Below are 13,663 nucleotides of genomic sequence, written 5' to 3' on the forward strand. Positions count from 1 at the left end.
CGATTAAGGCAGGCGACCATTGTCGCAACGCATCCGACAAGTTGGACTTCAAGGATGGGCCAATATCGAGTAACGTGCCAATCGATCTAGATTAAACGTTTCAGCAGGCGTATTTTCTACGTTTTAGGTGCCTTTGGCCGGTTCTGCCGTGAAACCGCCAAAAGCGATGACCAAGCGCCTAAGCTGACTCATTCAAAACAATACCTGGTGCCCCAAGGCGCCAAAAAGGAGAAAGCATGCTCGAGCTCACTGTAGAGCAGATTTCCATGGGCCAGTCGGCTGTGGATAAATCCGCAGCGCTGCAATTGCTGGCTCGGCATCTGGTCGCCGACGGCCTGGTTGCCGAGGGTTATCTGGCCGGTTTACAGGCGCGGGAGGCCCAGGGCTCGACCTTTCTCGGTCAAGGTATTGCCATTCCCCACGGTACCCCCGAAACCCGCGACCTGGTGTTCACCACCGGTGTGCGCCTGATGCAGTTCCCTGAAGGTGTGGACTGGGGCGACGGTCATATCGTTTACCTGGCGATCGGTATCGCAGCCAAATCCGATGAGCATCTGCGCCTATTGCAATTGCTGACCCGCGCCCTCGGCGAGACTGACCTGGGCCAGGCACTGCGTCGCGCCGGTTCCGCTGAAGCGCTGCTGAAATTGCTGCAAGGCGCGCCGCAGGAGCTGGCGCTGGATGCGCAGATGATCGGCCTCGGTGTGGCGGCCGAAGATTTCGAGGAGCTGGTGTGGCGCGGCGCACGTTTGTTGCGCCAGGCCGACTGCGTGAGCAATGGTTTTTCCGCCGTGCTGCAACAGGTTGAAGCGTTGCCGTTGGGCGATGGCCTGTGGTGGCTGCACAGCGAGCAAACGGTGAAACGCCCCGGTCTGGCCTTCGTCACCCCGGACAAACCACTGCGCTATCTCGGCCAGCCGCTCAATGGACTGTTCTGCCTGGCCAGCCTCGGTGAAGCCCATCAAGCCCTGCTCGAGCGCCTGTGCGCGTTGTTGATCGAAGGACGTGGCCATGAATTGGGGCGTGCCACCAGCAGTCGCAAAGTTCTCGAAGTGCTCCGTGGCGAAGTGCCCGCCGACTGGCCCAGTGCGCGCATTGCCTTGGCCAATGCTCATGGTTTGCATGCGCGGCCGGCGAAAATCCTCGCGCAACTGGCGAAAAGTTTTGAGGGTGAAATCCGCGTGCGGATCGTCGACGGCCACGACAGCGCGGTGTCGGTGAAGAGCCTGAGCAAACTGCTCAGCCTCGGCGCCCGTCGCGGGCAGGTCCTGGAATTCATCGCCGAACCGGGCATCGCGGCGGATGCGTTGCCGGCCTTGTTGGCCGCCATCGAAGAAGGCCTCGGTGAGGAAGTCGAGCCGCTGCCGCCAGTCAGCCAGGCACGGGAAGTCGTTGCCGATATGGCCCAAGTGATCCTCGCCCCGACATCCGGCAGCGTGGTCCAGGCCATTGCCGCCGCCCCGGGCATTGCCATCGGTCCGGCGCATATTCAAGTCCTGCAAAGCATCGATTACCCGTTGCGCGGTGAATCCGCCGCCATCGAGCGTGAACGTCTCCAGCACGCGCTGGCGCAGGTGCGCCGGGACATCCAGGGATTGATCGAGCGCAGCAAAAGCAAAGCCATTCGCGAAATTTTCATCACCCACCAGGAGATGCTCGACGACCCGGAACTGACCGATGAGGTCGATACGCGCCTCAAGCAGGGCGAAAGCGCGGAGGCTGCGTGGATGGTCGTGATTGAAGCGGCGGCCCTGCAGCAGGAAGCGTTGCAGGATGCCTTGCTCGCCGAGCGCGCTGCCGACTTGCGCGACATCGGGCGTCGCGTATTGCTGCAACTCAGTGGCATCGAAACCCCGAGCGAGCCGGATCAACCGTACATTCTGGTGATGGACGAGGTCGGCCCGTCCGACGTCGCGCGTCTGGACCCGGCTCGCGTGGCCGGGATTCTCACCGCACGGGGCGGCGCTACGGCGCACAGTGCGATTGTTGCCCGGGCCCTGGGCATTCCGGCATTGGTCGGCGCCGGCCCTGGCGTGTTGCTGCTGGCGTCGGGTACGCCATTGCTGCTCGATGGCCAGCGTGGGCGTCTGCATGTGGACGCTGACGCGATGACCTTGCAGCGCGCCACGACCGAACGCGATACCCGCGAGCAGCGCTTGAAGGCAGCCGCCGAGCAACGCCACCAACCGGCACTGACCAGCGACGGCCATGCCGTCGAAGTGTTCGCCAATATCGGCGAAAGTGCCGGCGTCACCAGTGCGGTGGAGCAGGGCGCCGAAGGTATCGGCCTGTTGCGCACCGAACTGATTTTCATGGCCCACCCGCAAGCGCCCGACGAAGCGACCCAGGAAGCCGAGTACCGCCGCGTCCTCGACGGTCTGGCCGGGCGACCGCTGGTGGTGCGTACTCTCGATGTCGGTGGCGACAAACCGCTGCCGTACTGGCCGATTGCGAAGGAAGAAAACCCCTTTCTCGGCGTGCGTGGCATTCGCCTGACCTTGCAGCGCCCGCAGATCATGGAAGCGCAACTGCGTGCCTTGCTGCGGGCTGCCGACAACCGTCCGCTGCGGATCATGTTCCCGATGGTAGGCAGCGTTGACGAGTGGCGCCAGGCCCGAGACATGACCGAACGTCTGCGCCTGGAAATCCCGGTTGCCGACCTGCAACTGGGGATCATGATCGAAGTGCCGTCGGCGGCCTTGCTGGCGCCGGTGCTGGCCAAAGAGGTCGACTTTTTCAGCGTCGGTACCAACGACCTGACCCAATACACGCTTGCCATCGACCGTGGCCATCCGACGCTGTCGGCCCAGGCCGATGGCTTGCATCCGGCGGTGCTGCAACTGATCGACATCACCGTGCGCGCGGCCCATGCCCACGGCAAATGGGTCGGCGTGTGCGGCGAGCTGGCAGCCGACCCGCTGGCGGTGCCGGTGCTGGTCGGCCTCGGGGTGGATGAGCTCAGTGTCGGCGCGCGCAGTATTGCCGAGGTCAAGGCGCGGATTCGCGAACTGGGCTTCACTCAGACTCAAACCCTTGCCCGACAGGCCTTGGCCGTGGGCAGCGCCAATGAAGTGCGCGCACTCGTGGAGGCCCTGTAATGGCACGGATTCTCACCCTGACCCTCAACCCGGCGCTGGACCTGACCGTCCAGTTGCCGCGCCTTGAAGCCGGCCAGGTCAATCGCAGCGATGTCATGCACACCCACGCCGCCGGTAAAGGTGTGAACGTGGCGCAAGTGCTGGCCGACCTCGGGCATCAGTTGACCGTCAGTGGTTTTCTTGGCGAAGACAACCTGCAAGCGTTTGAAACGCTGTTCGCCAAACGCGGTTTTGTCGACGCCTTCATCCGCGTTCCCGGTGAAACCCGCAGCAACATCAAACTGGCGGAAAGCGACGGACGCATTACCGACATCAACGGACCGGGGCCGCAGGTCAGCGAAGCGGCGCAGCAGGCCTTGATCGATCGACTGGAGCAGATTGCCCCGGGTCACGATGCGGTGGTGGTCGCCGGAAGCTTGCCCTTGGGCGTCAGTGCGCAGTGGTTGCAGGCACTGATTTTGCGCTTGAAGACGCAGGGCCTGAACGTTGCCCTCGATACCAGCGGCGATGCGTTGCGTGCAGCGCTCAAAGCGGGACCTTGGCTGATCAAACCCAACGCCGAAGAGCTGGCCGAGGTGCTGGACTGCGAGGTCGTGTCGGTCAGTGCCCAGGCCTTGGCAGCGGAGCGTTTGCACGCCCAAGGCATCGAGCATGTGGTGATTTCCCACGGCGCCGAAGGCGTGAACTGGTTCAGCGTCGGCTCGGCTCTGCATGCCACGCCACCCAGGGTCAGCGTCGCCAGCACGGTGGGCGCGGGTGATTCGTTGCTGGCGGGGATGCTTCACGGTTTGCTCAGTGCCGATACGCCGGAGCAAACCTTGCGCACCGCCACGGCGATTGCCGCGATGGCAGTGACCCAGATCGGATTCGGCATTGGCGATGCAGCGCAACTGGCGCAGCTCGAACAGGGTGTGCGCGTGCGTCCCCTGACAGAACAATAAGAGGGTTTGTCATGAAGTTAGCCATCATCACGGCCTGCCCGAACGGCATGGTCACCAGTGTGCTGTGTGCCCGGTTGCTTGATGCCGCGGCCCAGCGTCAGGGCTGGAGCACCAGTGTCGAAATCACCGATGTCGCACATCCGGAAAAGCAATTGTCGGCGGCCACCCTCGACGCGGCCGAGTGGGTGCTGCTGGTGACCAGCGCGCCCGTGGACATGGCGCGGTTTGTCGGCAAGCGAGTGTTCCAGAGCACCCCGGCCCAGGCCCTGCAAGACGTGGAAGCCGTGCTGCAACGTGGTGCCCGGGAAGCGCAGGTTTACGCCGCTTCTGAAGCGGTCATCGAGCCAGTGGCTGTAGCCCGGAACGCGCCGCGCCTGGTGGCCGTCACCGCGTGCCCGACGGGCGTCGCTCACACGTTCATGGCCGCCGAGGCTTTGCAGCAAGCGGCCAAACGCCTGGGCTATGACCTGCAGGTGGAAACCCAGGGCTCGGTCGGTGCGCGCAATCCACTGAGCGCAGCGGCGATTGCCGAGGCCGATGTGGTGCTGTTGGCGGCCGATATCGAAGTCGCCACCGAGCGTTTCGCCGGCAAGAAAATCTATCGCTGTGGCACCGGTATTGCCCTCAAGCAAGCCGAAGCAACCTTGAAAAAAGCCTTGGCCGAAGGCCAGCAGGAAAGCGCATCAGGCGCTGCCAATACAACGGTCAAGCAGGAAAAAACCGGCGTTTACAAACACCTGCTGACCGGCGTGTCGTTCATGTTGCCGATGGTGGTCGCCGGCGGCTTGCTGATCGCCTTGTCGTTCGTGTTCGGCATCACCGCGTTCAAGGAAGAGGGCACGTTGGCGGCGGCGTTGATGCAGATCGGTGGCGACACTGCATTCAAACTGATGGTGCCGTTGCTGGCAGGCTATATCGCCTATTCCATTGCCGACCGTCCCGGCCTCGCGCCGGGGATGATCGGCGGACTGCTGGCGAGCACCTTGGGCGCGGGTTTCATCGGCGGGATCATCGCCGGTTTCCTCGCTGGTTATGCGGCCAGGGCGATCAATAAATACGCGCGTTTACCCCAGAGCCTTGAGGCGTTGAAACCGATCCTGATCATTCCGTTGCTGGCGAGTCTGTTCACCGGTCTGGTGATGATCTACGTGGTCGGCAAACCGGTGGCCGGCATGCTTGCTGGACTCACGCATTTCCTCGACAGCATGGGCACCACCAACGCGATCCTGCTCGGTGTACTGCTGGGCGGCATGATGTGCGTCGACCTCGGCGGACCGATCAACAAAGCAGCCTATGCCTTCTCGGTCGGCTTGCTGGCCTCGCAGAGTTACGCGCCGATGGCGGCGACCATGGCCGCCGGCATGGTGCCGCCGATTGGTCTGGGCATCGCCACGTTCATTGCCCGACGCAAGTTTGCGCAGACTGAACGCGAAGCCGGCAAAGCGGCGCTGGTGCTGGGGCTATGCTTCATCTCCGAAGGGGCGATTCCGTTTGCCGCAAAAGATCCGTTGCGGGTGATTCCGGCGAGTATCGCCGGCGGTGCGCTGACCGGTGCGCTGTCGATGTATTTCGGCTGCAAACTGATGGCGCCCCACGGCGGTTTGTTCGTGCTGGCGATCCCGAATGCGATCAACCATGCGCTGTTGTATCTGCTGGCGATTGTCGCGGGGAGTCTGTTGACGGCGGTGGTGTATGCGTTGGTGAAGCGTCCGGAGACGGTGGAGCTGGCACTGGAGCCAGCCAAGGCCTGACACCAATAAGTGTGGGAGCGGGCTTGCTCGCGAAAGCGGAATGTCAGTTGACATCAACTTCGCTGACACTCCGCTTTCGCGAGCAAGCCCGCTCCCACAGGGTGGTAGGGTGTGGGAAGGATTTGTGTCATGTCTGGGTCATAGGGCCATGCATTGGTTTTCCATTTCAGGGAGAACCCCATGAGCGATTTCAATCTCGGGCGCCGTCGTGTCATGCAAGCGGTCGGCGCCGGGTTGTTGTTGCCGGGGCTGGCGCCGGCGGTGATCGCTTCGGTCAAGGAGCGACCGCAACTCACCGACGGCGTGCAGTCCGGCGACCTGCTGGGTGACCGGGCGATCATCTGGAGTCGCTGCGACCGCCCCGCACGGATGGTGGTGGAGTGGGACACCCGCAGCCTGTTTCCCGACCCTCGGCGATTTGTCTCGCCCCTGGCTGATGCGCGCACCGATTTCACTGCCCGGGTCGAACTCACCGGGCTACCCGCCGACCAGGCGATTTTCTATCGAGTGCAATTTGAAGACGCCCAGAGCGGTGTTGCCAGTGAACCCTGGTTCGGTCACTTGCGCAGCGTGCCGCAGACCCGGCGCGACATCCGGTTTGTCTGGAGTGGCGACACGGCCGGCCAAGGCTTTGGTATCAACCCGGACATTGGTGGCATGCGCATCTACGAGTCGATGCGCCGGCGCCTGCCCGACTTCTTTATCCACAGCGGCGATACCATTTACGCCGACAACCCGATCCCGGCGCAGCTCTGCGCGGAAGGCGGCCGGGTGTGGCGCAACATCACCACCGAGGCCAAGAGCAAAGTCGCCGAGACCCTCGATGAGTATCGCGGCAATTACCGCTACAACCTGATGGACGAAAACATTCGCCGCTTCAATGCCGAGGTCCCGCAGATCTGGCAGTGGGACGACCACGAAGTGATGAACAACTGGTCACCGGGCAAAAAGCCGGATGCACGATATCAGAGCAAAGATATCCACAGCCTGGTGGACCGCGCGCGTCAGGCCTGGCTCGAATACGCGCCGATGCGCTTGCAGAGTGCCGAGAGTGGCGGGCGGATCTATCGCAAGCTCGGTTACGGGCCACTGCTGGATGTGTTCGTGCTGGACATGCGCAGTTATCGCGGGGCCAACGACGACAACCTTGGCGAAGCCAGGCCGTTTCTCGGGCGTGAGCAACTGGACTGGCTCAAGCGCGAAATGCAGACCTCGAACGCGCAATGGAAAGTGATCGCTACTGACATGTCCATCGGCCTTGGCGCGCCTGACGGTGAAGTCAGCCCCGGTGTCGCACGGTGGGAAGCGGTGGCCAACGGCGACCCTGGACCTGCCCGGGGTCGCGAACTGGAAATCGCCGAATTACTCGGTTTCCTGCGGGCGCAGCAGGTGCGCAATTTCCTGTTTCTGACGGCGGATGTGCATTACTGCGCGGCCCATCATTACCACCCGGATCGGGCAGCGTTCCAGGACTTTGAACCGTTCTGGGAGTTTATTGCCGGGCCGTTGAATGCGGGCAGTTTCGGGCCTGACTCGCTGGATATGACCTTTGGCCCTGAAGTGGTATTCGAGAAGGCCTCCCCTGTGCATAACGCCTCGCCGCTTGCCGGATTTCAGTTTTTCGGCGAGGTGAATATCGATGGACAGACGGGGGAGTTGAACGTGGTGTTGCGCGATCTGGATGGCGTGTCGGTATTCGAGCAAAAACTGTCACCGTGTGACTCGGCAGTTGCTCGCTATGTGGGAAGTGATTTTTGCACAAAAAGCTGATACTGGAAGTTGCGGGGTTTTATTTGTCATTACTGTCAAATGCATGGCTCTGGGTATTGGTGTGTAGATGTTGATTGAAGTTTCAGTGACTCTCGTTAGTCGCTGAGTTTGATGTTTTTTGCTGGGGTTTTATCCCGATTTTCTAGCTATCATATTTTCATATATTTAATCGCTTGATCGACATAGGTGGGTTGCTTACTTTCTTTTCTCAATTTTATGGCGATAAGCAGGCTATGAAAGTTAAATGGTCTGGTTAAGAGTCAAATTTTAGAAAGGAGTCGCTATGTCCGCTATATTGTGGGAAAAGAGCCTGGAAGGCAAAAATCACGAAGAAATTGCAGATCTTGCAGCCGTTGTCCCCCAATCACTAATGTCCTTGTCGACCGGGGGCACGAGTGACATTACTCGCCCAAACGGTTTGATACTGACCAAAGCCCAAATTATTTCCCTGCGAAAGTACGAAGCCGTAGGGTTGGCACTTCCGACCAACGAGCGATCCCTTGCGACCTATCTGAACTTTGGCGACGAAGACGGTGGCAAGGGCTTCACAACCGAAGACTTTCTCGCCTCTTTTACGAAGATAAACTCGCATGCCAGTTTGTGGTCCCCCCTGCGCTCTCGCATCATGCTGACGGGAACCCACTTGAAAGTGTTTGCTTTGAGCATGGAGGTATACCTTACTTCGGTCGAGGAAATTTTCGCTGAAATCAAGCTGGCAAAGTCGCTGGGCACGCACAAAATCACCAACTACAAGGAATTGCGTGACTGGGAAGTGAAAGAAGGCAAACCGTTCCCGGATCTTGCGTTGGAAGAGGACACCATCCCGGACCTGGGGGATGTTCTGGATCTGATCTTCGAACAGGTCAAGGAGCATCTGCAGACGGCCGTTGAAATCAAAATCGATCTAAATACGTTTAGTCGACAACTGACTAACGATGTCATTCCCACGATCAAGTTGCTGGCGCTGGCTCTCGAGAGCAATACGTACGCGGCGGATATCGAGAGTTTGAATAACGAGATCAAGGAACGCGCTGATCAGATTGATGAGTTGAATAAAGAATACAAGGCGCTGGTCATAAAATCGCTTGAGTCGGCGAGCACACTTTCGCCCATAGGGTTGGGGGTTGCCATCTATATCGGAGTCGAAGCTGAAAGTGTTCGATCCCGGCGCAATGATCTGAGCCGCCTCCAGGCAGCGGCCATCAAGAGTCTTGAGAGCAAGTCCAAGACCCTGGGCTCGATCGCGCGGATCAGAAGTGACATGCAGGATATGCAGACGGTTGCTCTGGATGCTGAAGTGGCGACAAATAACGTGGTTCATACCTGGAATGTGCTCCATACCTACCTCGAAAGCTCCGGAAAAGCGATCTCGAAGATCGAAGGCGGCGTTCGCTTGCTAGGCTTCATTACTCAATTTCGTTTGGTCGCTGCGCCATGGCGCGAGATCCACAACAATGCTGATTACCTTGTTGAATTATTTCGCGAGGCGGAAATGGAATACATGAGGGAGTACGGTTTTCAAGGAAAAAGATCAAGGAGATCTTTAATGCAAAGTGATATGTACCCTGGCGTGCAAACCGATGTCTTGCAGGACAGCAGTTCGAAGCTGCGTAACAGTGCGGTGGAAGCAAAGTTGTTGTTTATGAAAACTGATTATCTTCCGGACTTGAGCGAAAAGTTTAAAACACTTTCGGTCGACATTTCGAGCTGCTCCAATGTGGTCAGGGAAAAGGCTCTGAAAACCGAATTTTTACTTAAATCCACGCTTGGACAGTTGATGTCGCTCGATGAAGAGCTGCAAGAAGGTTCCGAAGAGGTCGATGAAATTCATGGCGAGCAGGCTGTGTTGTTAAATGAGGCACAGGCATCCGTCAGTGAAGTCTCCAGCTCGTTGAGTGAGAGCCTCAAGAATATCAATGCAGACTACGACGAGACGACCGTGCAGGGATTCAAAGCCTCGTTGATTAATGACGTTTCAGAGCGTGAAGTCGTATTGGAACGTTTGAATTCCAGCCTGACTGATCTTGAGAAAAAACGTGCAGTCATCAACGAAGCAGTGGATGAGCTCAATAAACTCGGAATTTCAGGTATTACCAAAAATATCGAACTGAGTGTTGAAACGGTCAAGAAACTTGGTGCAAAGCCATCTCAGGTTGATCTTGTGCTGGCAGCGATCGAAAAAGTGAAACAGGACCTGGAGGGCGCAGTTAAGAGTGTTTCCTTTGTCTTGATGGTAAAACAGAATCAGGTACTTCGTGATAAGACTTTGGAGGTGCAGGCGCAAATCGCTGCCGAAAAGCGCAGTGCACGAATCACTGCCGACAAGATCAAGCTGATCGAAGTTTTTGGCGAGATGAATGAGCAGCGCAAGCTCTACGTGGCAGAGTTCGAAAAGATCGACAAAACAGTGTTGCGTTTCTTGAGCTCGATGAAGGCTCATCAGGCTATGCCCTTAAGTAAGCAGATTTCAGAATTTTTCTCTACCGCCAATGGTTTTGTCGGTTACCTGAATCAGCTTTCTTATCTGTAAGTATTACATTTCACGCCGCCCTTGAATGGCCGTGCGTCGAGCCGCTCGATGCACGGTTATTTAATGATTCTATTACTCGGGATTGAATATTCACAGGAGGCGCCTATGAGCGACGAGAGCAGGGATGTCCTGTTTTTTCAGGAAGATGATTTTATTTCGTTGCGCGCATACAAATTGTTCTTGAACGAGGTCCTCCACAGGGATTTCATCACTCACTCCACTCCTGAAACATCAAAGGTGCTAAGTGCCTATGCGCAGAAGTTGAGTGAAGAGGCTGACGCCGATCTCTCCAGATTTCAGTCCTTGGTGGATGATGTGGAGTCGGTACGGGCGGGAGTGCTTGCCTGCGTCGATCAAGCCCGAGATCTTCGGCAGGTTTTCATTGAGGCCAAGCCAGGCGTGACGCGTTATCGACGGGTGGCTGTTGATACTTTGGGGTGCGCTCCTTTCGACTTCCACCAACCTCACCTTGCCATTTGCAGCTTTTACAACGTTTCCGGAGTCGTCAGCTATTTCATTGAGCAGTGCCGCACCAACCTGAAAACAGTTGAACGGTACAGATTGAATGTCTCCTCGATGGAGCGAGGAATTCATCCAATGTTCTACCGCATCGTTGCAGCAAGAAAACAAAAAATAGAGGCGTATGGCTACTCACCGCAAAAGCCTCCTTCGGGTTCCGGGACCTCCCCCTTCGATTTCAGGAGACCGTACAGAGGAAATCCTGAACCGCAAACGCTGGAGCTGTATCGTTTGACAGGCATATACGCGTCCTCCGCTTCCGCACTATTCAACTTCGGCAATTTTCTGAACAGGATTCAGCTGTTATTGACGGTGATGATTGACAGGCTTTCCTCAATAACAGCTTCCTCGACGTATTCGACATTGCTCTTGGTGCTGAACCTGGTTGCCAGCTTGCTGACCCCACTGCAACTGCGGATAGACAGGTTGCAGGAGTGGTCAGACTTCATGCGCCATAAAGGTAAATATGCTGTTGAAGAACAATGAGCAACGTGGAGTTGTAGCCGGATGAGATCCGGCTGCACTCAATAGACGTCGCGGCGATAACGGTTTTGTTCGATAAGCGTTTCTACCTGCGCTGCTCCCAGGACTTCCTGCAACACTTGATCAACCCCGCTGGCCATCCCATGCATACTGCCGCAGATGTAAATCACCGCACCCTCTGCCAGCCATTTTTTCAGTTCCTCGGCCGACTCCTTCAAGCGATCCTGCACGTAGATCTTCTCGGCCTGATCCCGCGAGAAGGCCAGGTCGAGACGCGCCAGATCACCGTTGATCAACCATTCTTCCAGTTCCGCGCGGCAGAGGAAATCGTGCTCACGATTTCGCTCGCCAAACAGCAGCCACTGACGCTGTTGACCGTCAGCAACCCGCGCCTTGAGCAAACTGCGTAACCCGGCCAGACCCGTGCCGTTACCCAGCAGAATCATCGGCACCGGCTCGTTTGGCAAATGGAATCCGCTGTTGCGCCGTACCCTCAGGCTGATGCTGCCACCCACCGGCGTATGTTCGGTTAACCAGCCGGAACCAATGCCGAGGCTGCCGTCGGCATGCCGCTCCTGGCGCACGATCAGCTCCAGCACGCCGTCTGCTGCAATTGAGGCGATCGAGTATTCACGCACAGCCAAAGGCACCATCGCATCGACCAATGATTGAGCATGCAGGCCCACCAGATGCGCGCGGTGTTCCGGCAGTTGACGCGAGGCGAGCGCTACTTCAAGCGGCTCTTCGAGGCCGTTGATTTTCACTGTGGTCTCGCCACGAATACCGAGGCCGTCGAGGAAGTGTTCGATGGCCCACGGGCAGTTGCGTGGCAGCACTTCGACGAGATCGCCGGCCAGCCAACTGCTGGTGTTCGGAGCAATCAGGCCCAACAGATAAACCGGCGAACCGCTGCTGTCAGGGTTCATCAGTTCGCGACGCACCAGTGTCCAGTTGTCGTAGGCCGGTGCCTGCCAGGTATCGACCGGTGCCTGCCCGGTGAGCAGACCGAGCTGGGTTTGCCAGTGACGCAGGGCGTAGGGATCACCACTGTCGACTTCCACTGGCGCGAACAGCGTCTTGCCGCCGTGTTCGCCCAGCCACTGATGCAGGCGTTTGGCGAACCCGCAAAAGTGTTGATATTGACGATCACCGAGACCGAGCACGGCGTAGTTCAGGCTGTCGAGCGTCGAAGTCTTACCCAGTACCTTGCGCTCGAAACCGCGAGCACTGTCCGGTGCATCGCCGTCGCCGAAGGTGCTGACCACGAACAGCGCATTACTGGAATCACGTAAATCCTGTTCGCTGACATTTGCCAGTGGCTGCACCTTCACCGCTAATCCGGCGGCCTGTAATTGGCCGGCAGTCTGCCACGCCAGCTGCTCGGCAAAACCACTTTGGCTGGCGAAGCCGATCAGCCACGCTGGCACATCGCTGGCGGATTGCACGAGGTCTTTGCGCGCATCCTTGATCTGGCTTTTTTTGCGGCGACGATCCAGGTACAGCATCCAGCCTGTGACGAAGAACAGCGGCATGCTCAGCGCCGTGAGGGTCAGGATGATGCGCCCGACGATGCCGAAGTAACTGCCGACGTGCAGTGCATAGATGCTGGTCAGCAGTTGCGCCTTGAGGCTCTTGTCGCTATAGCGGTCAACCCGTTTGACCACGCCCGTGGCCGGGTCGAGGGTGATCTGGTTCAGCGCCCGGTCGTGGGGCGAAGTTTTCAGCAGGAAGTTAACGGTCGCTGGCTGGCCGGCCACTGGCGGCATGCGCACGTTATAGGAACTGAGTTGCGGGCCGGCAGCGCTGTAGATGCTGCTCCACATTGCCGCGTAATCGACTGTTGGTGCCGGACCTTGCGGCGCAGGACCACGTCCGCCGCGAACGCGTTCGTTCTGCGGTGAGTCGGAGAGCAACCGGGTCAGGCCCTTGTTGTACCACTCGTAGGACCAGGACAACCCGGTCAGTGCTGCAAGGAGGTAAAACACCAGGCACCAGGTGCCGGCCACCGAGTGCAGGTCCCAGTTGAAGCTGCGACCCTTTTTCTTCCAGTCCAGGGTCAGCCAGGCGCGCCAGCTTCTCCACTGGCGCGGCCAGCGCAGGTACAGGCCGGACAGGCAGAAGAACACCAGGATCAGCGTGCACGCGCCGGTGATCTGCCGACCTGTGTCGCCCATGGCGAGGAAGCGGTGAAGTTGCAGCATCAGGCCGAAGAAGCCCCGGCCGGAGGCATCGCCGAGGAGCTCGGCGGTGTACGGGTCGAAGTAGCGCATCTCGCCACGGCGTTCACCCGGCGGCGGGGTGAACCACACTTTAGCGGCGTTGCCGCTGTCGGTTTCCACGGTGAGCATCGAGACTTTTTTGCCCGAAGCGGCTTCGATGTGCTCCACCAGTTCGGCAGGCGGCAGCACACCGGCGAGCTGTTTTTCGACCTGCAACACAGAAGGGTTGAGTGTGCTCAGGATTTCATCCTGAAACGACACCGCCGCCCCGGTAATGCCCATCAGGGCCAGGACCAGCCCGGCGCTGATGCCGAAAAACCAGTGCAACTGGAACAGGGTTTTCTTCAACACG

At 58.6% G+C, this 13,663-nt stretch carries 7 protein-coding genes; 6 read left to right on the top strand and 1 reads right to left on the bottom strand.

The features are described 5' to 3' along the window. The first annotated feature begins 236 nt into the window (after positions 1-236). The 6 genes from ptsP (at position 237) to Q8X48_RS15185 (ending at position 11,095) form a co-directional block, all read left to right on the top strand. Positions 237-3,098: a phosphoenolpyruvate--protein phosphotransferase gene (ptsP, locus tag Q8X48_RS15160; protein WP_407800835.1), complete on the top strand. Its 2,862-nt coding sequence runs from the start codon at positions 237-239 to the stop codon at positions 3,096-3,098. Further along, the gene (pfkB, locus tag Q8X48_RS15165; RefSeq protein ID WP_407800836.1) at positions 3,098-4,039 is read left to right on the top strand and encodes a 1-phosphofructokinase; all 942 of its coding nucleotides are present in this window, start codon (positions 3,098-3,100) and stop codon (positions 4,037-4,039) included. The genes ptsP and pfkB overlap by 1 nt, the downstream gene beginning before the upstream one ends. Before the next feature lie 11 nt (positions 4,040-4,050). Continuing rightward, a complete protein-coding gene (locus tag Q8X48_RS15170; RefSeq protein ID WP_407800837.1) occupies positions 4,051-5,790 on the top strand; it encodes a PTS fructose-like transporter subunit IIB in 1,740 nt (579 codons plus the stop codon). 180 nt (positions 5,791-5,970) lie between these two features. Further along, positions 5,971-7,560, top strand: coding sequence for an alkaline phosphatase D family protein (locus tag Q8X48_RS15175; protein WP_407800838.1), 1,590 nt, complete (start codon positions 5,971-5,973; stop codon positions 7,558-7,560). Positions 7,561-7,843: 283 nt separating this feature from the next. Beyond that, positions 7,844-10,090 carry an alpha-xenorhabdolysin family binary toxin subunit A gene (locus Q8X48_RS15180; RefSeq protein ID WP_407800839.1) on the top strand — a complete coding sequence of 749 codons (2,247 nt, stop codon included), beginning with the start codon at positions 7,844-7,846 and terminating at the stop codon, positions 10,088-10,090. Between the two features lie 105 nt (positions 10,091-10,195). Then, positions 10,196-11,095, top strand: a complete 900-nt coding sequence (locus Q8X48_RS15185) for a hypothetical protein (RefSeq protein WP_407800840.1) — start codon at positions 10,196-10,198, stop codon at positions 11,093-11,095. Positions 11,096-11,133: 38 nt separating this feature from the next. Here Q8X48_RS15185 and Q8X48_RS15190 read toward each other — a convergent pair whose 3' ends face one another. Further along, on the bottom strand, positions 11,134-13,662 hold the full coding sequence (locus Q8X48_RS15190) for a PepSY domain-containing protein (protein WP_407800841.1): 2,529 nt from the start codon (positions 13,660-13,662) through the stop codon (positions 11,134-11,136). Position 13,663: the final 1 nt, after the last annotated feature.

It is taken from the genome of Pseudomonas sp. QLc11A (genome assembly GCF_052112305.1).
GTDB lineage: Bacteria > Pseudomonadota > Gammaproteobacteria > Pseudomonadales > Pseudomonadaceae > Aquipseudomonas > Aquipseudomonas laurylsulfatiphila.

Bases quoted from the DNA above. Each gene is read 5' to 3' on its own strand.
- pfkB (WP_407800836.1), top strand. From the start codon at position 3,098: ATGGCACGGATTCTCACCCTGACCCTCAACCCGGCGCTGGACCTGACC.
- Q8X48_RS15180 (WP_407800839.1), top strand. From the start codon at position 7,844: ATGTCCGCTATATTGTGGGAAAAGAGCCTGGAAGGCAAAAATCACGAA.
- ptsP (WP_407800835.1), top strand. From the start codon at position 237: ATGCTCGAGCTCACTGTAGAGCAGATTTCCATGGGCCAGTCGGCTGTG.
- Q8X48_RS15170 (WP_407800837.1), top strand. From the start codon at position 4,051: ATGAAGTTAGCCATCATCACGGCCTGCCCGAACGGCATGGTCACCAGT.
- Q8X48_RS15175 (WP_407800838.1), top strand. From the start codon at position 5,971: ATGAGCGATTTCAATCTCGGGCGCCGTCGTGTCATGCAAGCGGTCGGC.
- Q8X48_RS15185 (WP_407800840.1), top strand. From the start codon at position 10,196: ATGAGCGACGAGAGCAGGGATGTCCTGTTTTTTCAGGAAGATGATTTT.